General features: G+C 44.4%; 13 protein-coding genes and 1 tRNA gene. 6 read left to right on the forward strand and 8 right to left on the reverse strand.

What is annotated here, in order from left to right; all coding sequences use genetic code 11:
- Positions 1-196 precede the first annotated feature (196 nt).
- From JGK07_RS16175 to JGK07_RS16190, 4 genes are all read left to right on the forward strand, one after another.
- Positions 197-2893 (forward strand): PAS domain S-box protein, encoded by a 2697-nt coding sequence (locus JGK07_RS16175; protein WP_293197527.1) that lies wholly within the window; start codon positions 197-199, stop codon positions 2891-2893.
- Positions 2894-2943: 50 nt separating this feature from the next.
- Positions 2944-3390 (forward strand): response regulator, encoded by a 447-nt coding sequence (locus JGK07_RS16180; protein ID WP_293155910.1) that lies wholly within the window; start codon positions 2944-2946, stop codon positions 3388-3390.
- Between the two features lie 1031 nt (positions 3391-4421).
- Positions 4422-5921: an ATP-binding protein gene (locus tag JGK07_RS16185; protein ID WP_293175663.1), complete on the forward strand. Its 1500-nt coding sequence runs from the start codon at positions 4422-4424 to the stop codon at positions 5919-5921.
- A gap of 637 nt (positions 5922-6558) precedes the next feature.
- A complete protein-coding gene (locus tag JGK07_RS16190) occupies positions 6559-7647 on the forward strand; it encodes a response regulator (protein WP_293175659.1) in 1089 nt (362 codons plus the stop codon).
- Positions 7648-8002: 355 nt separating this feature from the next.
- On the opposite strand, the gene JGK07_RS16195 is transcribed toward JGK07_RS16190, so the two are convergent.
- From JGK07_RS16195 to JGK07_RS16210, 4 genes are all read right to left on the reverse strand, one after another.
- Entirely contained in the window at positions 8003-10609 is a 2607-nt protein-coding gene (locus JGK07_RS16195) for a PAS domain S-box protein (protein ID WP_293189780.1), read from the reverse strand.
- Positions 10606-11001, reverse strand: a complete 396-nt coding sequence (locus JGK07_RS16200; RefSeq protein WP_293175655.1) for a response regulator — start codon at positions 10999-11001, stop codon at positions 10606-10608. The genes JGK07_RS16195 and JGK07_RS16200 overlap by 4 nt, the downstream gene beginning before the upstream one ends.
- Positions 11002-11125: 124 nt before the next feature.
- A complete protein-coding gene (locus JGK07_RS16205) occupies positions 11126-12562 on the reverse strand; it encodes a response regulator (RefSeq protein ID WP_293175653.1) in 1437 nt (478 codons plus the stop codon).
- On the reverse strand, positions 12555-15419 hold the full coding sequence (locus tag JGK07_RS16210) for a hybrid sensor histidine kinase/response regulator (protein ID WP_293189782.1): 2865 nt from the start codon (positions 15417-15419) through the stop codon (positions 12555-12557). Before JGK07_RS16210 ends, JGK07_RS16205 begins: the two co-directional genes overlap by 8 nt.
- A gap of 367 nt (positions 15420-15786) precedes the next feature.
- Here JGK07_RS16210 and JGK07_RS16215 point away from each other — a divergent pair.
- Positions 15787-15859: transfer RNA gene (locus JGK07_RS16215), tRNA-Arg, on the forward strand.
- Positions 15860-16132: 273 nt separating this feature from the next.
- Here JGK07_RS16215 and kaiC read toward each other — a convergent pair.
- From kaiC to JGK07_RS16235, 4 genes are all read right to left on the reverse strand, one after another.
- A complete protein-coding gene (gene kaiC, locus JGK07_RS16220; protein ID WP_293175649.1) occupies positions 16133-17695 on the reverse strand; it encodes a circadian clock protein KaiC in 1563 nt (520 codons plus the stop codon).
- 143 nt (positions 17696-17838) lie between these two features.
- A complete protein-coding gene (gene kaiB / locus JGK07_RS16225) occupies positions 17839-18153 on the reverse strand; it encodes a circadian clock protein KaiB (RefSeq protein ID WP_265233654.1) in 315 nt (104 codons plus the stop codon).
- Positions 18154-18252: 99 nt separating this feature from the next.
- The gene (locus JGK07_RS16230; protein ID WP_293175647.1) at positions 18253-18396 is read right to left on the reverse strand and encodes a hypothetical protein; all 144 of its coding nucleotides are present in this window, start codon (positions 18394-18396) and stop codon (positions 18253-18255) included.
- A gap of 209 nt (positions 18397-18605) precedes the next feature.
- Entirely contained in the window at positions 18606-19661 is a 1056-nt protein-coding gene (locus JGK07_RS16235; RefSeq protein ID WP_325314823.1) for a circadian clock protein KaiA, read from the reverse strand.
- 306 nt (positions 19662-19967) lie between these two features.
- Here JGK07_RS16235 and JGK07_RS16240 point away from each other — a divergent pair, with 306 nt between their 5' ends.
- Positions 19968-23204 (forward strand): hybrid sensor histidine kinase/response regulator, encoded by a 3237-nt coding sequence (locus tag JGK07_RS16240; protein ID WP_293242600.1) that lies wholly within the window; start codon positions 19968-19970, stop codon positions 23202-23204.
- The last annotated feature ends 301 nt before the right edge of the window (positions 23205-23505 follow it).

Consider the following 23505-nt stretch of genomic DNA (forward strand, 5'->3'; position numbering starts at 1 on the left):
TTATTGGGTTAAATTTTCCATTCCCCATTACCCATTCCCAATTACCAATTACCAATTCCCAATTCCCAATTCCCGATTCCCCATTACCCATTTCTTTATCATGTGGACTATTTTAAATAACCTCTTATTCACCGGGAATTACATTCCTCACGGCCACTGTTACCTTTGGCAGCGAGAGCTTGTCGCGCTGCATATAGTGTCAGACTCGATAATTGCCCTGGCATACTATTCAATACCCCTATCCCTAATTTATTTTATCAGTCAGCGAAAAGACTTGCCATTTCGCAACATTTTTTGGCTGTTTGCCGCCTTTATTATCTCCTGCGGTACTACTCATGTAATGGAAGTTTGGACGCTTTGGCATCCTGTTTATTGGGTTTCTGGCTGTCTAAAAATGATTACCGCCGCGATTTCTGCTTACACGGCTTTTGCATTAATTCCTTTAGTTCCCCAAGCATTAACTCTCCTGAGTCCAACTCAATTAGGGATGATCGATCGCATACTGCAACAAGAAATCATCGAACGCCGAGAAACAGAAGCTCGCTATCAAACCTTAACTGAAGCTTCGCCGGTGGGAATATTTTATGCAGACGCTATAGGAGATTGCTTGTATGTCAACGAGCGCTGGTGTCAAATTTCGGGAATGGGCTGCGATGAAGCTTTGGGTAAAGGGTGGTTCCAAGGCATTCATCCAGACGACCGCCAGCGGGTTTTTGACCAATGGTACAGCGCCGCTGCCGAGAAATTGCCGTTTAAATCTGAGTACCGCTTTCAAGGCATCGATCGCACTAAAATCAGTTGGGTATTCGGTCAAGCTGTCGGTCAAGTCGGAGAAAATGGGAAGGTTAAAAGTTATGTTGCTACTATTACTGATATTACAGAACGCAAGCAGGTAGAAGAAGAAAATCGACTGCTCAATGAAACTCTGGAGCGTCGAGTAGTCGCTCGCACTGCTCAAATTGAAATTTACAACCACAAATTGCAAAAAGAAATCGCCTACAGACAAAAAATTGCGTTCACTTTGTTAGAATTGACGCAACTGCAAAATGCAATTCTTAATAGCCCTAACTACACAATTATTTCTACCGAACCAGACGGTACGATTAAAACATTTAATCTGGCAGCCCAGAAACTTTTAGGCTATTCCTCCGAAGAAGTGGTGGGAAAATTTACGCTAGCAATCATTCACGATCCTGTGGAGGTCGGTAAAAGAGCAGAAATTCTTTCTCAAGAATTGGGAGTAAAAATAGAGCCGGAGTTTGAGGTTTTTGTTGCCTGGGCGCGTCGGGGAATAGCTGACGAAAATGAATGGAGTTACATTCGCAAAGATGGTTCGCGGTTTCCGGTACTGCTGTCTGTGACTGCCTTATTTGACAACAACGGAAATATTAACGGTTTTTTGGGTATCGGTCAGGATATTAGCGATCGCAAACAAGCTGAAAAAGATTTCCGCGACCTCACCATTGCCCTGCAAAATGCCGTGGAAGGCATTTCGCGACTGGACATTGAGGGACGCTACGTCAATGCTAACCGAGCTTACGCTCATACCTGCGGTTACGAACCCGAAGAAATGGTCGGTATGGAATGGATACTCACCGTACATCCTGATGATATTGAGATGCTAATCTCAGCTTATGAGGAGATGCTAATTTCTGGCAAAGTAGACGTGGAAGCTAGAGGAGTCCGGAAAAATGGAACGTTTTTTTACAAGCAAATAACTCTGGTAAAAGCTTGCGACGCCCAAGGGACATTTAACGGTCACCACTGTTTCATGAAAGATATCACCGATCGCAAACTAACTGAAACAGCTTTGCAGGAAAGCGAATTCAAGTACAGACAAATAGTTGAATTAGCAGAAGAAGGTATTTGGGTAATTGACAGCAATTCCCTCACGACTTATGTCAATCACGCAATGGCACGAATGCTTGGCTATAGTGAAGTAGAAATGTTAGGTAGACCGCTTTTGGATTTCACGGACGAACCGGAAAGAACATCAAATCTCTATCCTGTGGATTGGCGCCAGCAAGCTATTGGTGAAAAACGTGAAGTACAACTAAAAACTAAGGAGGGTAAAGATGTTTGGACTTATATTTCTACCAGTCCAGTATTCGACAATCTGGGGAATATGCTGTCTTGTTGTGCGTTGGTTTACAACATTACAGGCCGCAAAGAAGCAGAGGAGCAAATGCTGCAACTTACAGAAGATTTGAAGCGTTCTAACGAGGAACTAGAACAATTTGCTTATGTGGCTTCCCACGATTTGCAAGAACCGCTCCGAGCCGTTACCAGTTACACTCAATTACTCGCCCAGCGCTATCAAGAAAATTTGGACGATCGCGCCGATAAGTATATTAATTATATTGTTGACGGCGCGACCAGAATGCAACAATTGATTAATGATTTGTTGGCGTATTCGCGACTGGGAACGAGGGGTCAGGAGTTTGAGCCAGCCGACTGCAATGCTGCTGTCAAGCAAAGTTTGTGCAATTTGCAAATTGCGATCGCCGAAACCAAAGCTGTCATCACCTGCGACGCGATGCCAACGGTGATGGCAGATGAATCTCAACTGGTGCAATTATTCCAAAATTTGATCGCCAACGGCATCAAATTTTGCCGCGAAGACATCCCCTTCATTCAGATCGCAGCCCAAAGGCAAGAGGGCGAATGGCTGTTCAGCGTCCGCGATCGTGGCATTGGCATCGATCCTGAGTATGCCGATCGCATTTTTATCATTTTTCAACGCCTGCACGGACGCCGCGAATATTCCGGTACTGGCATAGGTTTGGCGATGTGCAAGCGCATTGTGGAACGCCATGGCGGGCGGATATGGGTGGAATCTCAGGAGGGAAAAGGAGCGACTTTTTACTTCACTATTCCTATAATTAATAGCTGAAGGGTCAAAGTTCAATTTTTTTTTCCTCTAATCAAAAGGATACGCCAGTTATGAGCGATCGAAGCACTGTTAGACCCGTTGAGATTCTGCTGATTGAGGATTCGCCCAGCGACGCCGATTTGGCAATAGAAGCCTTCGGTCAGGGTAAAATATTGAATAACTTACATTTTGTGGAGGATGGAGTTGAAGCAATCAAGTTTTTACACAAAACAGCACCCTACCTGGGCGTACCCCGTCCTGATTTAATTTTGCTGGATTTGAATCTGCCCAAAAAAAGTGGCGTTGAAGTGCTAGAAGAAATTAAAACTGACCCTAATTTAAAATTAATTCCTGTAGTGATTCTCACCACTTCAGCAGCTCCGGAGGATATTGCCAAGTCCTACTCGCTCCACGCCAACTGTTACATAACTAAGCCTGTAGACTTCGTACAATTTACTAAAGTAGTCAGGTTAATTGAGGAATTCTGGCTCGCAGTCGTCAAACTTCCTCTAAATTAAACAACAGATACTTTGCTGATGGCCAATAGAAAATTTTTTCAACTTTTTGAAATTCGGTATAGGAGGATTCACCCAGCAGTCCTGATATCGGTAAAAAATGCAAATGTAGGCTAACTGCAAACCCCAGAGCCATTTCTCATGCCAGAATCGCAAATAGTATCACTTGGCTAGAAAAAGTCTGGCAAAAAGCATTTTTTTCACAAGTGGCATAAGAGTGGAAGATGGAGTTTGATACTCCCCATGCCTAAAGGCGAGGGGATTCTTGAAGAAACCATAATCGGATCTACAAAGGCGCTATCAATTCGCCGCTACTCGCTCAACTTGAATTTCTTCAAGCATTGCGTATACTTTAGTTTTTTTTGCTTTCAGAGTCCATCACTAGCCAAAAGTTACGGTACGCTCAACAACCAGCCTTTTGTTTGCCCTTTAACTATTCCGAATCAAGTCGGATATGTCCGTTGCCGGGATTGCACCGTACTAGGTTGTTTCAACACGTAGATGGTTATTCCTACTCAATCTTCTTAATCATAACATCAATTTTCGATATGTTTCATTGATCGATAGTTCGGACAGTTTTTTAACGACTCTGTAAGCGTTACAGACTAAGCCCTGGCATTTTTAATGATTTTTTGAAACGAGCGGGCTAGACTTAAAGATTGAAAAAATAGTCAGCCCTATAGCCATCAAGGGTTTGAGATACTCGATCAGATCTAAAACTGTCCTTCGTATTGATTGATGTATGTAAAGAAATATTGAAGGCGGTTGAAACCGCTACCGACTTGGATCCGTGTCGTTAGCCCGGGGCTTGCGTTTCGCTCTTCGGTCAGCAAGGATTTTTTTCCAGCCAGAAAGTTTGTAGTGGGCGTACCCCGTCTTGATTGCATTATGCTTGACTTGAATTTGGCTAAATAAAGTGGTTTGGAAGTGTTACCAAATAATAATTTTCAAGTTGCAAATGGCAGGGTCAAGAAAAAAAGTTTAAGCTGAGATTGATACGCCGTGAAAATGTTACAGCCAAAAACCTCTAAGCTATGTGGATTAAGATTCTGTTAATAGAAGACAATCCCGCTGATGCTGATTTGCTTGCAGAACTTTTAGAAGTATCTGGGGGCGTTCAGTGGGAACTCGTGTCTGTTGAGTTCCTGCATGAGGCGATCGCCCAACTGTCCAAACAACACTTTGATATAGTATTGCTCGACCTTTCTTTACCCGACAGCCGCGGTTTGGAAACCCTAACTCGCCTGCGAGAAGTTGCTCCCGATACAGCAATGGTGGTAATGACAGGCTTGGACGATGAGGCGATAGCCCTAGAATCAGTTCGCTTGGGAGCTCAAGATTACATTGTTAAAGGTCAAATTACTACTCCATTATTAGTGCGGACTATCCGCTACGCGATCGAACGATCGCAAACATTCCAAATGCTGCGGGAAAGCGAGCGGCGTTTTCGGGCGATTTTTGACTCTTCCTTTCAACTCACCAAGCTGCTGACTCCCGAAGGAGTCGTGCTGGAAGTCAACGAGACAGCCCTCGATTTTGCCGGAGTGCGATCGCAAGATATAGTCGGCCGCCCGATTTGGCAAATGGTGATTTGGCCTCAAACCCGAAATTTTTCCGAACAACTGCAATTTGCGATCGCCAAAGCCAGCCGCGGCGAGTTTTTCCGCAGCGAAATCGACTTGGTAGGCAAAAACGGCCAAATTGTCACAGTTGATTTCTCACTCAAACCTGTTAAAAATGAGACAGGACAAGTTTTGCTACTCATTGCTGAAGCCCGCGACATTAGCGATCGCAAACGCGCAGAAGCTGAAATTCTCAAAGCCCTCGCACGAGAAAAAGAACTTTCCGAACTGCGAGCCAAATTTGTCACCATGGTTTCCCACGAATTCCGCACCCCCCTGACAACCATCCAATTTTCCGCTGGATTGCTCCAAGATTACAGCGCTAAGTGGTCAGAAGAAAAAAAATCTACTCATTTTGTGCGGATTCAACTAGCCATCAAACGCATGACAGAGTTATTAGAAGATATCCTCGTAATTGGCAAAATAGAAGCAAACACCTTACCATTTCAACCGATTTCCTTAAACCTCGAAAAATTTTGCCGTCAACTCGTAGAAGAACAGCAGCTCAACGATAGCAACCAACATCCGATCGCCTTTATACATGAAGGCGGCAACTGCGACGCTCAAATGGATGAAAAACTGCTGCGGCAAATGTTGGGAAACGTCCTCTCAAATGCCATCAAATATTCCCCCGCCGGCAGTTCAGTTTCCTTGCGACTAAATTGTCAAAACGGCAAAGCTGTTTTCCAGGTTCAAGACCAGGGCATCGGGATTCCCCAAACCGATATAGAGCGGATCTTAGAAACTTTTTACCGAGCTACAAATGTCGGCACTATTTCAGGAACAGGTCTCGGTTTAGCAATTGTGAAAAGAGCCGTGGAACTTCACGGCGGCAAACTGGCGATCGAGAGTCAAGAAGGAAAAAGCACAACTTTCACTATTACCTTACCTTTAATTTGTGCTAGCCAATAAGCTGCTGCGCCAGAGAGAGAGAGTGCGAGAGGGGAAGACGAGTTGATTAATGTTAATAGTTCATTCAAATATATAGCGGTTCTCATAAAGACGAGGTATGTCACATTCTGCTACGATCGTCGGATTGATAACACACACGCGCCCAGAGCCTCTTTACCGGAGTTTAACCTCAGAAAGCTTGGAAGCATCTCAGTTTTGGAAAAAGCATTTTTTTTACAGTGCGAGCTCCCGACAGCACTACAAATACAGAACTGAGATGCTCCCGAAAGCTTATAGGAAAGAAACTATCGATTACCAATTACCCATTACCAATTACCCATTACCAGACATACATCATTTTTGGGAGAAAGGTTATACAATTTAAATGCAGTACAGATTCAGGGTGCATCTAGCGCAAGGCGAATATATTCGTAGGGGCGAAGCATGACCGCAGTCAATATGAGATGATAACTAATAACTTATATGCGGTCATGCTTCGCCCTCTTCCTTGCGCCAGATGCACCCCAGCTTCACGACTAAATTATCAACTATAAGCATCCGCCACTTAACGCTCAGTTAACAACACAAACAAACAAATTTGTCAAGTATCCTCACACAGATCTTTTGCAACAACTACTAACGAAAAGGAGCAATAACCGTGGCAAAGATTTTAGTAATAGAAGACGAAGAATCGATTAGAGAAAACATTTTAGAGTTACTGGAAGCCGAGAATTTTGAAGGCATTGGAGCGAACGACGGTAAAGTCGGTATCAAATTGGCGATCGCACAAATCCCCGATTTAATTTTGTGCGACATGATGATGCCGGAAATTGACGGTCACGGCGTCCTCAAAGCTTTGCGTTCCGACCCCATAACTGCCACAATTCCGTTTATTTTCCTCACAGCCAAAGCCGATAAAAGTGACATTCGCACTGGCATGGAAATGGGAGCAGACGATTACATTACTAAACCTTGTACGCCACAAGAACTGCTAAAAGCAATTGCTATTCGACTTGATAAACAGAAAACAATTAGCAAGCAATCTCAAAAAACCCTAGACGAATTACGCATTAATATTAGTATGTCGCTCCCCCACGAATTGCGGACTCCTTTGAATGCTATTCTGGGCTTTTCCGAGTTAATTTTGTCAGAATATCAGGTGTTCGAGGATTCAGACATCTTAGAAATGATCGGTCAAATTAACACTTCAGGTCATCGCTTATATCGGCTGATTCAGAACTTTTTGCTGTATGCAGAACTTGAGATAGCAGGCACAAATCCCGAACTGCTAAAAGAAATGCGCTGTAGCCAATTTAGCTGCGTACAATCTTTGCTCACTCAAAAAGCGCTCCAGCAAGCGAAACAGGTGAATAGAACAGATGATTTAAAATTAAATTTGCAGGATGCGTCGGTAGCTATTGATTCTATGAGACTTACAAAAATTGTTGAGGAACTGCTGGACAATGCCTTCAAATTTTCTTTAGAAGGAACGCCAGTTTTATTAAGCACTTTCGTGGAAAATGAGACTTTTATTCTGTCTGTCAAAGACCAAGGCCGCGGCATGACTCCCGATCAGATTGCACAGCTAGAAGCTTACAGGCAGTTCGATCGCAAACTTTACCAACAACCAGGTTTGGGATTGGGCTTGGCCATTGTTCAACGCCTAGCAGAATTGCACGGAGGAAAATTTAAAATAGAAAGTTTGCCACAGCAAGAAACAATAGTTTCCGTTTCCCTGCCAATCTAAACAATTTTAGATTTTAGATTTTATATTTTAGATTTTAGACTTGGGGATGATTTACTAAATCGGGGTTGGGATCTTCCCTAAAGTTACATTATTTTGGGAAAAAGTAAACCAGAATTATGGTATTCTAGATTAAAATTGCATATTTAAATCTAGAATACCCATCTCCCCCTCTCCCGGGAGCATCTCAGTTTTGTATTTATAGTGCGAGCACGCAAGAGCTCGCGTATTGTACAATACGCGAACTCTTGCGTGCTCGCACTCAAAGAAAAAATGCTTTTTATAAAAATGATATGCTCCCCATTCTTCCCCTCTCCCCCTCTCGAACATAACAGACAATCTCTCGGGCAAACAAAGCTTATGCAGGAGCGATCGCCCGTTTCACACATCGGTGCATATAAATTTGAGCTACCTTATCCCCAGGATTGACTTGCAAGCACGCCGAAAACAATCTTGTAGCTTCGAGAAATTTGTCACTATTGTAGAAAACCAAACCTTGCTCAAACATTGTCTTTGTATCTAACTTTTTCTGCCGCAACTCGGGCGGATCGGCCGTAAATATTTCATAAACCGTTACCATGCGCGATTTGCCTTTGACTGTAACGCGATCGATCAACCTAAAATCATAAACATCATTTAACTGTACAAAAGTATTGTGAGTAATTAACATCGAAACTCCATACTCTTTCGTCAAACTTTCCACGCGAGAAGCTAAATTAACCGCATCGCTAATCACCGTGCTATCCATCCGATTTTGCCCCCCCACCGTGCCTAACATCAAAGAACCCGTATTGATGCCAATGCCAATTTGTAGCGGCGCGCGATCGGGCCGACTGCGACTCATATTATACTCGTTAAGCTGCTGTAGCATGGCAATTCCAGCTTTCACCGCATCGTCCGCACTGCCATTAAACAGCGCCATAATTGCATCGCCAATGTATTTATCAATAAACCCAAAATTTTCAGTAATTGCAGGCTCCATCCGCGACAAATAAGCATTAATAAATTGAAAATTTTCTTCAGGACTCATCTGTTCTGAAAGAGCCGTGAAATTCCGAATATCTGAAAACAACACCGACATTTCTTTCTGCACCTGATCGCCTAATTTTACATCCAGAATACTTTCATATCCCAGAAAGTGTAGAAATTGGTGCGGCACAAACCGCCCGTAAGCATCTGTTAATTTTTCTTCCGCTGCTAAAGCCTTTTGCAGCTCATCTGTGAAGTTGCGGCGCTCGGTTTCTACCTCTTGACGCTCTGTGATATCTTGAAAAACTGCGATCGCGTAAACAATGTTTTTCCGTTCGTCGTAGATTGGAGTCGCCCAAATCTCGATCGGCACAATCCTCTCCGGGCGGTGAATTTCTGCATCATCAGAGTGCACCACTTCCCCCCCCAGCGCCCGCACAATCGGTTGTCTCTCGCTTGGATACAGCTCATTAGTTCCGGCGCAGTAAGTTTGATAAACTTCCGGCAAAGTGCTAGGAATAACATCAGAAACCAAGCCTTTGCCAAGTATTTTCTCAGCCCAAGAATTCATGTAACAAGGTTTCCCAATACCATCAACCACAAATATACCCACCGGCACCGCTTCCAGCAATTGAGTCAGCCGATTTTCGCTTTCTAACAGTGCTTCATTGAACTTTTCTTCAGCTATCAAAGCTTTTTCCAAATCATTCGTAAACTTCAGGCGTTCCGCATCTACAAGTCTTCGCAAAGTAATATCCTCAGCAAAACCCTGGTAGTAAAGCAGTTCACCCCTAGCATCAAAAACAGTACGTGCATCCTCAGAAATCCAGATAATACTGCCATCTCGGCGGTAAACTTCCGACTCAAACTCAGACACAGTACCGTACTGTTCCATCAACGCAAAAAACTCTTGACGGCGGTGCGGTTGCACGTACAATTGCCGCTGAATCTCATTAACACTTGCCATCAATTCTTCAGGGGAATCATAGCCGTAAATTTGAGCGAGAGCAGGATTAGCGCTAATCAAAGTTCCGTCAGGTGCAGTCTGAAAAATACCTTCGAGAGCATTTTCAAATATCCGGCGATACTTCTCTTCAGCTTGCACCAGCGCTGCTTCAGCTTGCTTGCGTTCCGTAATATCAGTAAAAGCAATAATCCCGTAGCAAATATCCCCGAGAGAATCATAAATAGGAGTCGCCCAACTCTCCACCGGAATAACCTTATTACCAGTCCGAATTTCCACACCCTCAGTCCGCACACTTTCGCCCCGCAGCGCCTGCATAATTGGCAATTCTTCCACAGGACATCTCTGATTAGTTCCGGCTTTATAGAATTGATAAATTGCTGCTTTCTGCTCCGAATTAATATGGGGTACAGTGCCTTTCCCAAATACATCCCGCGCCTTTTGATTAGCATAAAAAGATTGACCGTTCGCATCAAGCACGCACACGCCCAACGGCATCGCTTCCAGGTATTGCGTCAACCGACTTTCGTTTTCGTGGAGTTTAGCAATCAGCATCGCCTGCTTGCGGTTTAATCTTGCCAACTCCTGATTCATTTCCTGAAGTTCTATTTGTTTTTCAGCTAATTGTTTATCTTGAAAATATCTGTAGATTGCCTCAGTAACAGTTAATTTTAAATCATCGGTTTGCCAAGGCTTAGGTATGTATCGGTACAATTTAGCATAATTAATAGCATTGGCTACCGCCTCCAAATTAGCCTGCCCCGTCAGCATAATCTTGAGAGTTCTCGGCGAGATGGCATGAACGCTTCTCAATAGCTCGTCTCCTTTCATATTCGGCATGATATGATCGGAAATAATCAAAGGAACTTCATACTGTTCTGCTAAAAGTTCAGACAGCAATTCCAAAGCTTCTTCGCCGCTTTGGGCAGTTTCAATTAAATATTTATCTTCAAAGGCTTTTAGCAGGTCTATTTCCAGACTATCGAGTATAGTCTGCTCATCATCCACACAAATAATCACAGGTTTTTTCATAACTTTGCTAGACCAGACTTAATCGCTTCAATTAATTCTTGATTTTGCCAAGGTTTTTGTATAAAAGCATGAAGATTGGCTTGAGATTTTGTGCGTTCAATTGCTTCTTTGTCCGCTTGTCCTGTCAGCATAACTGTCACAATCTGCGGATATTTTTGATGAATTTTAATCAGCAACTCATCTCCTTTCATTCCAGGCATCAACCAATCAGAGACAATAACTAGAATGTTAACCTCATCTTCACACAGCTCTTCAATAATCTCCAGTGCTTCGGCAGCACTTTCAGCAAATTCGCAAAGATATTTACCCTTAAATGCCTGTTGCAGTTCAATTTCCAGACTTTCCAACACCGCTACTTCATCGTCAACACACAAAATTGCTGGTTTAGACATCGCTAGTTTCCTCCTTTCGTCTGGCAGGGTGAACCCGGATGGGCAGCACGCCGTTTTCCAAATTCTACATTCCGCGCGCCTAGACTGCAAATTTTTAGCCCCAGATTTCAGTCTGGTGTTTTACCTACTCAATTAAATTAATCGGCAAAGACACTGTAAATGCAGTTTGACCGGGCACTGACTCCACATCAATTGTACCCTGATGTTTTTTAATGATTTTTTTGACAATATCCAATCCTAATCCGCTGCCTTCTCCCGCTGGTTTGGTCGTAAAAAACGGCTCAAAAATTTTCGGCAAAATCTCCGGTGAAATTCCAGCGCCACTGTCGGTAATTTTTACGGCAAAGTTGGTATCTTGCTGCAAGGCGTCAATTGTTAAAGTTCCTTGATTGTCCATCGCTTGTAAGGCATTGTGAATTAAATTTGTCCAAACTTGATTGAGTTCGTCTGGATAACACAATACCGGAGGCAATTGAGCTTGATAGTTTCTGACGATTTCTACACCTTGTTTTAGCTGGTTCTGATAAAGAGTTAATACAGTTTCAATTCCATCAGTGATATTCACTTCTAGTTTATCCCCATGCACATCGTAACGCGCATAATTTTTGAGAGCAAAAACGACTTTTGCAGCGCGTTCTGTAGCGGTAGCGATGGTTCTGGCGCTTTTTTGAATACTAGCAAAATCGTAGGCGGTTTTGATAATATTTTCGCTGTCAGGGTCTTTGAGCAACGGCACGAATTCTTGCACATTTCCTTGCAATCCGATATTGACTAAAATGCTAGCAAGGCTGTCAGCATTATCAATCCCTTCCGCATCTAGTTGCTGCTTCACGCCTCTTTTAAATTCCCGTTTTTCTCGCGTAGATAAAGAGTAAGTTTGTTGGCGGGAACTGTACATTAAACTCAAAAAATCGTGCTGGCGTTCGGCAGACAGTTCTTTAAAAAAAACTGGCAAACTGTCGAGATTGTTATCCAAAAAGCCGGTAATATTCCCAATAGACGATCGAATCGCCCCTAGCGGCGTATTAATTTCGTGAGCAATGCCTGCAATCAGTTGCCCTAAGGCAGCCATTTTTTCCGATTGAACTAATTGCTCCTGAGTTGCTTGCAGTTGCTCTAAAGTGATTGTCAGTTCATCGTTTTTCTGTTTGAGTTTTTTTTGCAACTGGCACATTGCTAAATGGGTTTCTACTCTAACTAGCACCTCTTCCATCTGAAAGGGTTTGGTAATATAATCTACTCCGCCTACAGCAAAAGCTTTAACCTTATCTAGTACGTCATTTATCGCGCTGATAAAAATCACCGGAATGTCGCGAGTGCGTTCATCAGCTTTGATTTTTTCGCAAACTTCATACCCGTTCATTTCGGGCATCATAATATCCAGCAAAATCAAATCGGGAGGCATACCTTGTGCGGCCGAAAGTGCTAACTCGCCGCTCGGTACGGGGCGGACTTTATAGCCCTTGCCATTCAAAATTCCGGCTAGCAGTCGCAAATTCGCTGGGGTATCGTCCACTACTAAAATATTACCGGGAGGGGTACTAGGAATGTCATTATTCATGTGAGCTTGCTTGAGAGATTAACTTTAAAACTTTGTCGTACTCGAAATTTTCTATACAATTGGCGATCGCAGCAGCAGTTACTGTATCCTTTAATCTAATTTGGTCGATCGAACTCTCAATGAAATCCATATCCACTTTTAGTATGGCCAGCTTTAAATCAGCTACCAGCGACTCAGGCAATTTAAGGAAGTCAGCCGCAGTCATTTCGCGATCGCGCTCTTTGACTGCCGATGAGTTAGCTTGCCCCGGATCTTCATAAATATAGCGTACTCCGATATGTTTGTGCATAGCATCGAAAATATCGGCTTCCCGGAAAGGTTTCCGCATAAAAGCATCGCAGCCCGCCGACAAAATTACAGCCCGTTCTTCCTCCAAAACGCTCGCAGTCAGCGCAATAATAGCAGTAGCTTGACCTTTAATAGTGCCTTTAATGTATTGTGTTGCTTCGTAGCCGTCCATCACGGGCATTCTCATGTCCATCCAAATTAAATGCGGCTCCCAATTGTCCCAAATCTCAATAGCTTCTTGACCGTTAGTAGCTTCTTTCAGTTCAAAACCCAGAGGATTGAGAAGCTTAATCAACAGTTGGCGGTTGAGCAGTTTATCATCTACTATCAAAATTCGATAGGGGTGTTGGTTGGGTTCCAAGGCAATCACATTGCGAGTTTGTTTTGGGATAGAAATATCAGCCGCCTCCACCGCAATAACTTGAATATCAAACTGAAAATTAGTGCCCTTCCCAACAGCAGAATTGACGCTGATTTCGCCACCCATTAATTCCACAAATTTGCGGCTGATTGGCAATCCCAAGCCTGTACCTTCTTGGGAATCTTTGCCTGTCTGGGTTTGCACGAAAGCTTCAAAAAGATTGTCTAATTCATTGGCAGCAATACCTGGGCCAGTATCTTCGACTTCAAAATGAATAAAGAAGGATGAGGCAGAAGTTGAACCGTCATTGTGGCTTTTATAACTCGCATTTTCTGACAAAGTTAAATGTGGAGATTTAATGTTATTACTGACCTCAATTCCTGTATTTTTGTAGGTTTTTGATACAAGATTATTTACTGATTCTTTCTCTCGGTCTTGGCTGATTAAATGCTTGCTAGCTCTGACACAAACACCGCCATATTCTGTGAATTTAAGAGCGTTATTTAGCAAATTAATTAATATTTGCCGCAATTTTAACTCGTCAGTTTCTACGTATTGCGGTAAGTCGGGACTGCGATCGAAAACTAACTGCAAATGCTTGTCGTCTGCTTTGAGTTGAAACATATCGTCCAAGTCGTGTAGCAGGCGATAGAGGTCGAATTTTTTGGGATTGAGGGTGGTGCGCCCCGATTCAATTTTAGATAAATCGAGCACGTTATTAATCAGGGTGAGCAGGTGTTCTCCGCTGCTGCTAATTATGCTAAGATTTTCTTGGTGTTCTCGGGATAGGGTTTGGCTGCGAGTCATCAGTTGGGAAAAGCCGAGAATTGCATTGAGGGGCGATCGCAATTCGTGACTCATGTTAGCCAGAAAGGCACTTTTAGCTTGATTGGCTACTTCCGCCTTGTCCTTGGCTACAGCCAATTCGGCAGTCCGCTCTTGCACTCGGTGTTCTAAAGTTGCAAAAGATTGTTGCAGTTGTTGAGCCATGCTGTTAAATGACTTGGCTAATTCTCCCAATTCGTCGGAACGTTCGCTTTCTACTGTGGTGTCCCATTCGCCTTTAGCAATATTTTTAGCTGCTGTATTTAAGCGCAAAATTGGATTTGTCACCCACCGAGAAGTCTGAATGCCGATAACTACAGCTATGGCTAAAGCTGCCAAACAAAGCCAAATTGTCATGCGAGTATTGGCATCGATTTGTTCGGTGAAATCTGCTTCAGGAACAACTACCACAATCAGCCAGTCCAAACCTTTGCCGTCTTGGAAAGGTAGGACTTTTACAAATTGTCGCTTGCCGTCTATTTCAAAATTTAAGATATAGGAAGTTTTAATTTCCTTTAATTCCCGAAAACGAGCTGCTACATATTTAGCTGTAGCTTGAGTCGAGGGGTCAACACTCTCTTCTGCTTTAAACAGTTCTTTTTTATTATCTTTGGTACGGAATGGTTGTTCGGCTGTTGAAGTTGCGAGTAACGTACCATTTCTTTCGACAATAAATGCTTGACCGGATTTGCCGATCTTGAGACTGTTTAAAAATATTCCAATATGGTCGAGACGCAAAGCAGCAATTAATACTCCTTCTAGCTGGTTGTTATCGTATACAGGTTGGAGTGCGCTGAGTATTAATGTTGGTTCAAGAAACGAAATATAAACTGAGCTCCAAGTTGGTTTGCCGACATTAGCTGCATTTTGGTACGAAGGATGTTCGCGGATGTCAAATTTTTTGACCATTGCTGCTACGGTAGTGCGATCGCCTGTATTGTTACTATTGTATGAATAAAAATCAAAGCCAGTAGATTTGCCTGACATATTAATCATGAGAGGGCCAGTTGAGAGTTTTTCTCCGGTTCTATAGTCTCCCTTGTTGTTAGCAATAGATGTAAAATTTATATAAGGATATAATTGTACTTGTCGCCAAAGATATTTCTCCCAATCTGATAAATTTTCCATGTTTAACAAGCCCAGTTTGACAGTATCGAGCTTGCTTTGATTGATTTGATGGGGAGTAGTCAGGTAAACTTGCAGGTTTTGCTCGACACGCAAACTCACCTCGCTCATTAACTGAGTGGCAAGATTATTAACTGCTTTTTGTCCGTTTCTAAAGGAGAGATATCCTACGAGTCCCACGGCTGCGACGATTTGCAGCACAAATGGAACTATGAGAACAGTTCTCAGCGATAATTTATCTAACATTTTATCAATCATAAGATTCAGAGGTTTGGTGAACTTAGCCTAGAACCGTTCTTGGAGAGCTTATCTTAACAGCAGCGCCATCTACTACCTACTAGCTAGAGGAAATTGATGCGGGCTGTATTAGCTGTGGTAGACGCTGAACCGCGATCGAATGTGAGCCTAATCTTTGCTTAGATTAAAGTATATTATTTTACCCATTGTCCTATTATTTTGAGGATAATTGTCAAAATTTGCCGTCTCAGGCTGCGAGAAGTGCCTGATACACGATACGCGCGGGCGAGTAGAACCCGCATCGGCCCAGCGGTTTGGAGAGGGTCGATCGAATTTGCTCGATCGACTAGCCATTTTCGACAAGACGTGTTATACTCGAAAAAGTCGAGGGCACGTAGCTCAGTGGATAGAGCATCAGGTTCCGGTCCTGAGGGTCGGGGGTTCAAATCCCTCCGTGCTCACTGAAATTAATAAAAAGATCGATCGTTCGCGATCGATCTTTTTTATGACCAATGTTCAACAGTTGACAGTTGACAGTTGACAGTTGACAGTTGACAGTTGGAGAGCGACCTCTACCCAGAAGGATGAGGATTGGAGTAATGAATAGTCTGATTTTAATTTCTCCCGGGCTTGGGGCTTTCAATCAATTATTTCTGGTAAAGGAGTTCTGGCTGTGCGGGCGATTTCAGAACACAGCAGCGCGCACCGCACACCCTACAACAGACTGCCGATTGTCAAATATCGTCATCGTTTTGACCTTGCACGCCCTGGAGAATCCGCGATAACTCACTCTTCTCATTAACCGAAATCCGAGTTGGAGAACCGCTGATTATCCGTTCGTAGCCACGGAACGAATCTTTAATTTGTGGGCCTCTTTCAGTAATCGTGTATTCTCGAATTCCTTTGTCGTGCCACGAACCGCGCATCTTAAACACATTAATTGCCCGCGACATTTCGCCTCGAATCTCTACATACTGAAGCATGATAATCGTGTCAGTAATTGTAGAAATATGGGAGTCCGTAATCGAATGAGAACCCATAAACTGGTCGCTGGTATTCGTAAAAAAGCCGGTGATTTCTTCCTGCTTCGCAAAACCAGTCACCCCAATCACAAATTGTCTGAAAGCATTATTGCTGACACCCCTAGCTAGGGCTGAAAGCGAGTCTATGGCAATTCGAGAAGGTTTGAACTCAGCAATTTCTGATTTAATCGTCTGCAAGTGGTCTTCCAAGCCCGCAGATTCGGGGTAAGTACACAGCAGCTTCAGCAGTCCTTTGTGTTCCATTTCCTCAAAATCAATGCCCCAAGAATAAGCATTGCGGAACAACTGAGCTCGCGACTCTTCATAGGCAAAAAGTAGTGCCCGATTGCCGTTCATACAAGCATTCTGCAAGAACTTGCTTACCAACAGCGTTTTGCCGGTTCCCGTCGCACCGGTAGCCAAAATAATCGAGTCTTTAAAGAAACCGCCGCCGCACATCTCGTCGAGAGTTTTATCGCCGGAAGAAACCCGCACGTTAGAAGACTTTTGAGTTAATCGCATGGCCCCCAAGGGGAAAATATTAATACCATCATTGGTCATAGTAAAAGGATATTCACCCTTCATGTGAGTTGTACCGCGCAACTTCAAAATTTCGATGGTGCGGCGGCGGCGTTCGCCTTCCAAGACGTTGCGAACAATCACGACATTATCCGACACAAACTCTTCCACTCCAAACCGCGCCACCGGGCCGTATTCTTCAACCCGTTCGGTAGTCATAACTGTAGTTGCGCCTACTTGTTTGAGGCGCGCAACTAAGCGAAAGATTTCTCGGCGCACCACAGATGCAGCTTCGTACTGCTGAAATACGGCTGTTACTGAATCTATAGAAACGCGCTTGGCTTTGTACTTGCGAATGGCGTACTGAATTCGCTCGATTAAAGCAGATAAATCAAAGTTTCCCACAATATCCTGACCTTCTGGATCGGGGGAAGCATCTAAAATAAATAGCTTGCCTTCATCTATTAGCCGTGCCAAATCCCAACCGAAACTGCAAGCATTTTTAATAATATCTGTCGGAGATTCTTCAAAAGTTACGAGGACTCCAGGTTCGTCAAAATGGATGATTCCGTTATATATAAATTGTACGGCAAATAAAGTTTTTCCCGTTCCTGACGTGCCGCTGACTAGGGTGGTTCTGCCGATCGGCATTCCGCCGTGACTGATGTCATCGAAACCCTCAATCATCGTGCGAATCTTTTCAACGCCTGCCGTTACCAATCCTTCTGGTTGCACCGTTTGACTAATTTCATTCATGTCGATTTTTGTCAACTCTCAGTATTCTTTATTTCTCACTCATTAACCCAGCCCATGAGTCTTTATACCCAGCTTGTAATTTGGGTTCTTGCTCAATAACTAATGACTGCTGACTGCGGATCAATGACTGTCTTCTGATTATCTTATGAATTCAGGTCTTCTTCGCGAAGTTCTTCATAGAGCAAATCTAATCCTATCAGAACTTTCTCGCGATCGGACAAATCGCCGATAATTTTTCGCACCGGCGGCGGCAGGATTTTCGCCAGGGTGGGGGTTGCTAGAATTTTGTCCTCTTCTGCTAGCTGAGGATTTTTGAGAACGTCTATGACTTTCAGGGCGTAGACTCCTTGAAATTCCTGTTCTAGGATGTCTTTTAGGGTTTTCAAAGCTCGCACTGAGTTGGGAGTGTTCCCGGCAACGTACAGCTTCAGAATGTAGGTTTTCTTCAGAGGACTCATGAACTTTTTTAAATGTTGAGTGTTAGTTGTCAGATGTTAGTTGTAGTTGTTATTGGTCTTGAATCCGCTGTTCTTTGTTATTTTATAATAATTTCAGCGTCACGATCGCGCTGCCGACTGTCTTCTCCTTTCTAGTTTGTTAAATTTTTCCTTGCTTCTTGCTTTTTGCTTCTTGCTTCTACCAGAAAGAATTGGTTGAAAGCCGGAACCCTTGTAGGGAGAAATTAAAATCAGACTATTCATTACTCGAATCCTCGGACTTCCAGGTAGATGTCGCCCTCATCCCTTCGACTGCACTTGGGGGGCAAGCTGTCAACTGTCAACTGTCAAACGATTTAGGATTTAGGATTTTCGATTGGGGATTGAAGATTTTTAATTGTCAACTGTCAACTGTCAACTCTTCCTTCTTCCTTCTTGCTTCTTCCTTCTTCCTTCTTCCTTCGTGACAACTGTCAACTGTCAACTGTCAACTGAACTTGAGATGTTTCTTTGGGAATCGATCGCCTGTACATCTCGCATAGATGAGCGATCGCGTCAATCAGAGTCAAGCGGTAATCGAGCAATATTTCCTCGCTGCGGCCTTCTAATTTTAGCTGTTTAGCAAATTCGTCCATCAATTCCATGTGAATTTCTACAACTTGAGTCACGGGAACATCGGCAAAAAAAGCTAAATTTACAAATTCATCTATTTGATTGTTGACCGCAGTATCTTCATCAAAATAATTTAAAACGATGTCGCGATAACTTGACTTGAGTTGCTCCAAAAACTTTTGCTTCTCTTCTCCCGAAAGATTTCGTAAAAAAATCTGAGAATTTCTTTTATAATACACACCTAAGTATCCTAATCGCTCCCGTAATTTTTCCGCAAGTCGGCGCTGCTGTCGTTGGAGTAAACTTTGAGCAGTCAATTGGGCCGTGGCATCGACCCTTGCGGATTGGTCATTGACAGGAACCGGAGTTGAAAGTTTCAGAAATTGTGCGATCGCCCGATCGATACTTGTACCTAGGTCGCTCGATCTCGCGATTGGTAGTTGCACCTCAGCCGGGTGATAAAAAAAAGCACAACTTTTTTGATCTTGACTCTTCTCGGCGGTACTCGCCGCGCCCTCCAAAGCATCTGAGGGTGGTGCTTCTTGGCTGCCATCCCCTGCCGGCTGGGGCAAAAAAAACACAGCAGGTAAAAAGAGCGATCGTTCTTGCAGCTTGCTCAAAAGCAATTGCAAATCCCTATCTACGTCATCTACGTCAAAAACCAAACAATCGAGGTGGTAATTGTGCTTGAGGAATCCCAAAAACTCCACCGCCGATTTAATGTGCGTTAACGTATAGCGTTCCCCGCTCAAAAGCTCGATCGCATCGCTGGCATTTTTTTCAGAGCGGATAAAAATACCGATCGACAGTTGGGGCAGCAAACCTGTAGGTGAACTACCCAAGTTGCCCGAAAGTGCTGGATCGCTCAGAGTTGATATCTCCTTATATAATAAAATACTTAACATTTTAACAATCATTTAAACATTTATTGTAACCAATCTTAACTGCAAAATATGGCGATCGGCTTTTAGCAGCGGGATCGTCAGAGTGTACTTATTGGCAGATGTGTCAAGCACCCCTATCCTGATTTCTGCAATTAAGCTTAAGGCTTAAAATAATTGGTAGTTGCCTCAAATCAGGTGCAGGCATCAAATTCGTAGGTCTCGGTGCAGATCCGGGGCTCGATCGAGAACTGGTATAAAACTAAATAAGATACAAAAGATCGGCAGCTACATTGGTATCAAAAATATTACTGCTATTGATAGCAGACTCTCAGGTTTGTTATGTCAACCACCAGCCCCAGTCTCAAAAATTTTATCGAGTTAGTGCCCCTGTGCCTCCAAACGGCGGCGCTATCATCGCTACAGTCAATTTTCAGCCAGGGCAACTGCGATCGAATTGCAGTAGTCAACGAACAGCTACAACCCCTAGGATTAGTTTACCTGAGCCGCTTTTGGGTCTGGGCGATCGATCGCACAAACGACTGGGAGCAACCTTTGTCAGCAAGTTCGCTGCCGATCGAGCCGATCCGGGTAATCCCTGGGACTCTGAGCGTCAGCGAATTCTGGGAATATTTGCAAATAGAGGAACTTAACACCCCTGCGGAGTCTGGCCTTAGCGCCGGTGGTGGCTCCAAAAGCCCGATCGGCCTGACAGATGCCAGCGGGAAATTTTTAGGAATGCTAGAGTGTCAGAGCCTGCTGCAATTCGCCGCAGTTAACAGCAGCCTGAGGCCCGAAGCCACAGCAGTCAAAGAAATTGAATTAACCACGGTTTCCGCAGCCATCGCCACAGCCCTAGGATCTCAAGTGCGCTTCCTAGAAGCAGGATTGAAACCCTCGGAAAACCTCAACTCCCTAGTCCAACTCCTAGAAAAACTGCCCCTACCCCTGAGATTGCAAACTCCCACCGGCCAAATAGTCAGCCAAAACGCAGCGTGGCGGATTTTGCTGGGAGCTGGCCCAGATCCAGTTCCCGAACCAACAGCAAATTTGGGCAAACACTCGCCCCACAAACCAAGCCATGTAGCAACAGAATACAAGAGCGTTGAAGTAGATGCCGTCACATCTGAGTGCAGGAGCCTAGTAGGAGCAAGTCGATCGGGCGAGGGGCTGCGGGATAGCTTCGCCGCGCGTGATGGAACCGCAGCCACCAGTTGTCCGCTACCCCTGTACGCCGCTGCCTCTCCATCTACCTTAACCGCTCCAGCTTGGTGTCCCACCGCCGGCAAACCAGATACATATATTTGTGACTGTCCCGTACAAACAGGTCAAGAACGGATCTGGCAATTTGTCAAACAGCCTCTCTCAAATCAACTAATTTTAGTAATGGGACAAGATGTCACCGAAGAACATTTAGTCGCCAAAGAACTAGCAGCAAAAAACGCAGATTTAATCCACCTCAACCGACTCAAAGACGAATTTTTGTCCTGCATCAGCCACGAACTAAAAACCCCTCTCACCGCCGTCCTCGGTTTGTCCAGCCTCCTCAAAGATAAATTGATCGGAGAACTCAACGATCGCCAAACACGCTACGCCAAACTAATCCATCAAAGCGGGCGGCATTTGATGACAATAGTGAACGACATTTTAGACTTGACCCGCATGGAAACCGGGCAGCTAGAACTAATTCCCGAACCAGTCGAAATAGCAGCCACCTGCAAAAGAGCCTTTGAACAAGCAAAACAACTGCAACAGCAAGAAGAAAAATCACCTTCCCAGCCCAGCCAAACCAAGGGCGAAGCTTCTCAAGAAGAACCACCTGTAAAAATTGAATTTACACTCGAAATAGAGCCGGGACTGAGCTATTTAATTGCCGACGAACTAAGGCTGCGGCAAATGCTCGTTAACTTGCTTTCCAACGCCCTAAAATTCACCGAAGCTGGCGGCAAAATAGGATTGAAAGTAAATGTTTGGGAAGGTTGGCTCGCCTTCACAGTTTGGGATACCGGCATCGGCATCCCGGCTGACAAACAGCACCTGATCTTTCAGAAATTTCAACAGCTTGAAAGCCCGCTCACCAGGCGCTTTCAAGGAACCGGACTGGGACTGGTACTGACTCAACGGCTCGCCCGTCTCCACGGCGGAGACGTTTCGTTTATTTCCTCAGAAAACCAAGGCTCTGAATTTACATTGTTGCTGCCCCCAAATCCTCCGGGAAATAGCGGGGAAGAATTCCCAGCACATACAGGGAACGAGGAAGAATTATTCAAACCAAAATATCAGATTCCGATCGCCAATTCTCGCTCTCGTTTAGTGTTAATAGTCGAAGCAGTTCCTAAATATATCGAAGATTTAAGCAAAGTCCTCTCTGGTTTGGGCTACCAAGTAATAGTCGCCCGTTCCGGCACCGAAGCGCTGGAAAAAGCTCGCAGGTTCAGTCCCGAAGCGATTTTCCTCAACCCGCTGCTGCCGCTGCTGTCCGGCTGGGACGTGCTGACGCTGCTGAAGAGCGATCCGGATACTCGATCGATTCCGGCGATCGTCACAGCCACCAGAGGCGAAAAAGAACGGGCTTCTGTCAACCGCGCCGAAGGCTTTTTGAGCTTGCCGGTGGAAGAAGCCGCTTTACGGCGGCTGTTGGCAGACTCGATCGGTCGCCCCGATGCCAGTACGAGCAAGGTCAGGAGTTCTTTAACCGTGTTGTGGCTCAGCCCGCAAAACAGTTCCTCTCAAGGTTCTGCTTTACTCCTCAACCCCAACTACTGCCGAGTTTTGGAAGCAGACGACCTCGGCCAAGCAGAACTCGTGGCGCGAATTTGGCGGCCCGATGCGATCGTCTTGGACAGTACCAGCCAACTGCAAAATCCCTTAGCTTTTATCGAACAGTTAAGTCTGTCTCGAAATTTGGGTTCTCTGCCCTTAGTGACTTTAGACCCCGTAACGACGCAACTAGCAAATCAAGTCAAAGGATTGTCGGTATTTCCCTGTTTGTCAGGCGGGAGTCCTGAAGGCAGTGAAACCTCAGGCACCGGGTTGGGGGCATCTGCCTTGTGGCAAGTGATTCAAGTAGCTGCGGGCATGAGTTGGAAGCCCAGCATTTTATTTGCTGACATTTTGACATTACCGGACTTGCACTGCACGACTCGGGGGAATCCGACGGGAGAATTGGCAAAGGGCGATCGATCGACCAAAGCCGAGATTCCCGTACCCCATGCCAAGTTTTCTACTCCCAACTTTCAAGCTTTGATTCAGTACATCCAAACCGCAGGCTTTCGAGGGGCGATCGCTCCCTGCTGGACAGAAGTTTTGCAGCAATTGCAATATCAAAGTGTGGACTTAGTGTTGCTGTGCTTGCGCGATACTCCCTCAGAATCGTCCGCGATGCTGCAAGCGCTATCGAACCTGCGGCAAATGGCTGTCAAACTGCCAATTTTAGTCTGGGACGATCGCTCTGCTGTAAATTCGGAATCGGAGGCGATCGACTTTCTGCTGCAAGAAGTATCTGCCAAAATTTTGCCTTCTTCCTTGTCAGCAGCACAATTGTTAGACAAAATTCAACAGACTTTATTAACTAAATAAAGTCGATTCATTCAATTGACAGTTAACAGTTGACAGTTGACAGTGACAAGCGAATTTCTGCATATGGTACCCGCCACGTGATTTATCCGTGGAATCAATCCCAAATCGAAAATCGAAAATCCTCTCTTCCCCCGAATTTATCCGTGGGGTCGCCTCTAAAATCAAAATCGATTGACCTTTGCCTGGAAGTAAGAGGATTGGAGTAATGAATAGTCTGATTTTAATTTCTCCCGATCGGGCGCAAGGGCTTTCAACCAATTCTTTCTGGTAAAAATGAATAAATTATATCGTTTCCGGTTGC

Source organism: Microcoleus sp. PH2017_24_DOB_U_A, assembly GCF_020738205.1.
In the GTDB taxonomy this organism is placed as follows: domain Bacteria; phylum Cyanobacteriota; class Cyanobacteriia; order Cyanobacteriales; family Microcoleaceae; genus Microcoleus.

Bases quoted from the DNA above. Each gene is read 5' to 3' on its own strand.
- JGK07_RS16195 (WP_293189780.1), bottom strand. From the start codon at position 10,609: ATGAAAAAACCTGTGATTATTTGTGTGGATGATGAGCAGACTATACTC.
- JGK07_RS16205 (WP_293175653.1), bottom strand. From the start codon at position 12,562: ATGAATAATGACATTCCTAGTACCCCTCCCGGTAATATTTTAGTAGTG.
- kaiB (WP_265233654.1), bottom strand. From the start codon at position 18,153: ATGAGTCCTCTGAAGAAAACCTACATTCTGAAGCTGTACGTTGCCGGG.
- JGK07_RS16185 (WP_293175663.1), top strand. From the start codon at position 4,422: ATGTGGATTAAGATTCTGTTAATAGAAGACAATCCCGCTGATGCTGAT.
- JGK07_RS16235 (WP_325314823.1), bottom strand. From the start codon at position 19,661: ATGATTGTTAAAATGTTAAGTATTTTATTATATAAGGAGATATCAACT.
- JGK07_RS16200 (WP_293175655.1), bottom strand. From the start codon at position 11,001: ATGTCTAAACCAGCAATTTTGTGTGTTGACGATGAAGTAGCGGTGTTG.
- JGK07_RS16230 (WP_293175647.1), bottom strand. From the start codon at position 18,396: ATGAATAGTCTGATTTTAATTTCTCCCTACAAGGGTTCCGGCTTTCAA.
- JGK07_RS16240 (WP_293242600.1), top strand. From the start codon at position 19,968: ATGTCAACCACCAGCCCCAGTCTCAAAAATTTTATCGAGTTAGTGCCC.
- JGK07_RS16210 (WP_293189782.1), bottom strand. From the start codon at position 15,419: ATGATTGATAAAATGTTAGATAAATTATCGCTGAGAACTGTTCTCATA.
- kaiC (WP_293175649.1), bottom strand. From the start codon at position 17,695: ATGAATGAAATTAGTCAAACGGTGCAACCAGAAGGATTGGTAACGGCA.
- JGK07_RS16180 (WP_293155910.1), top strand. From the start codon at position 2,944: ATGAGCGATCGAAGCACTGTTAGACCCGTTGAGATTCTGCTGATTGAG.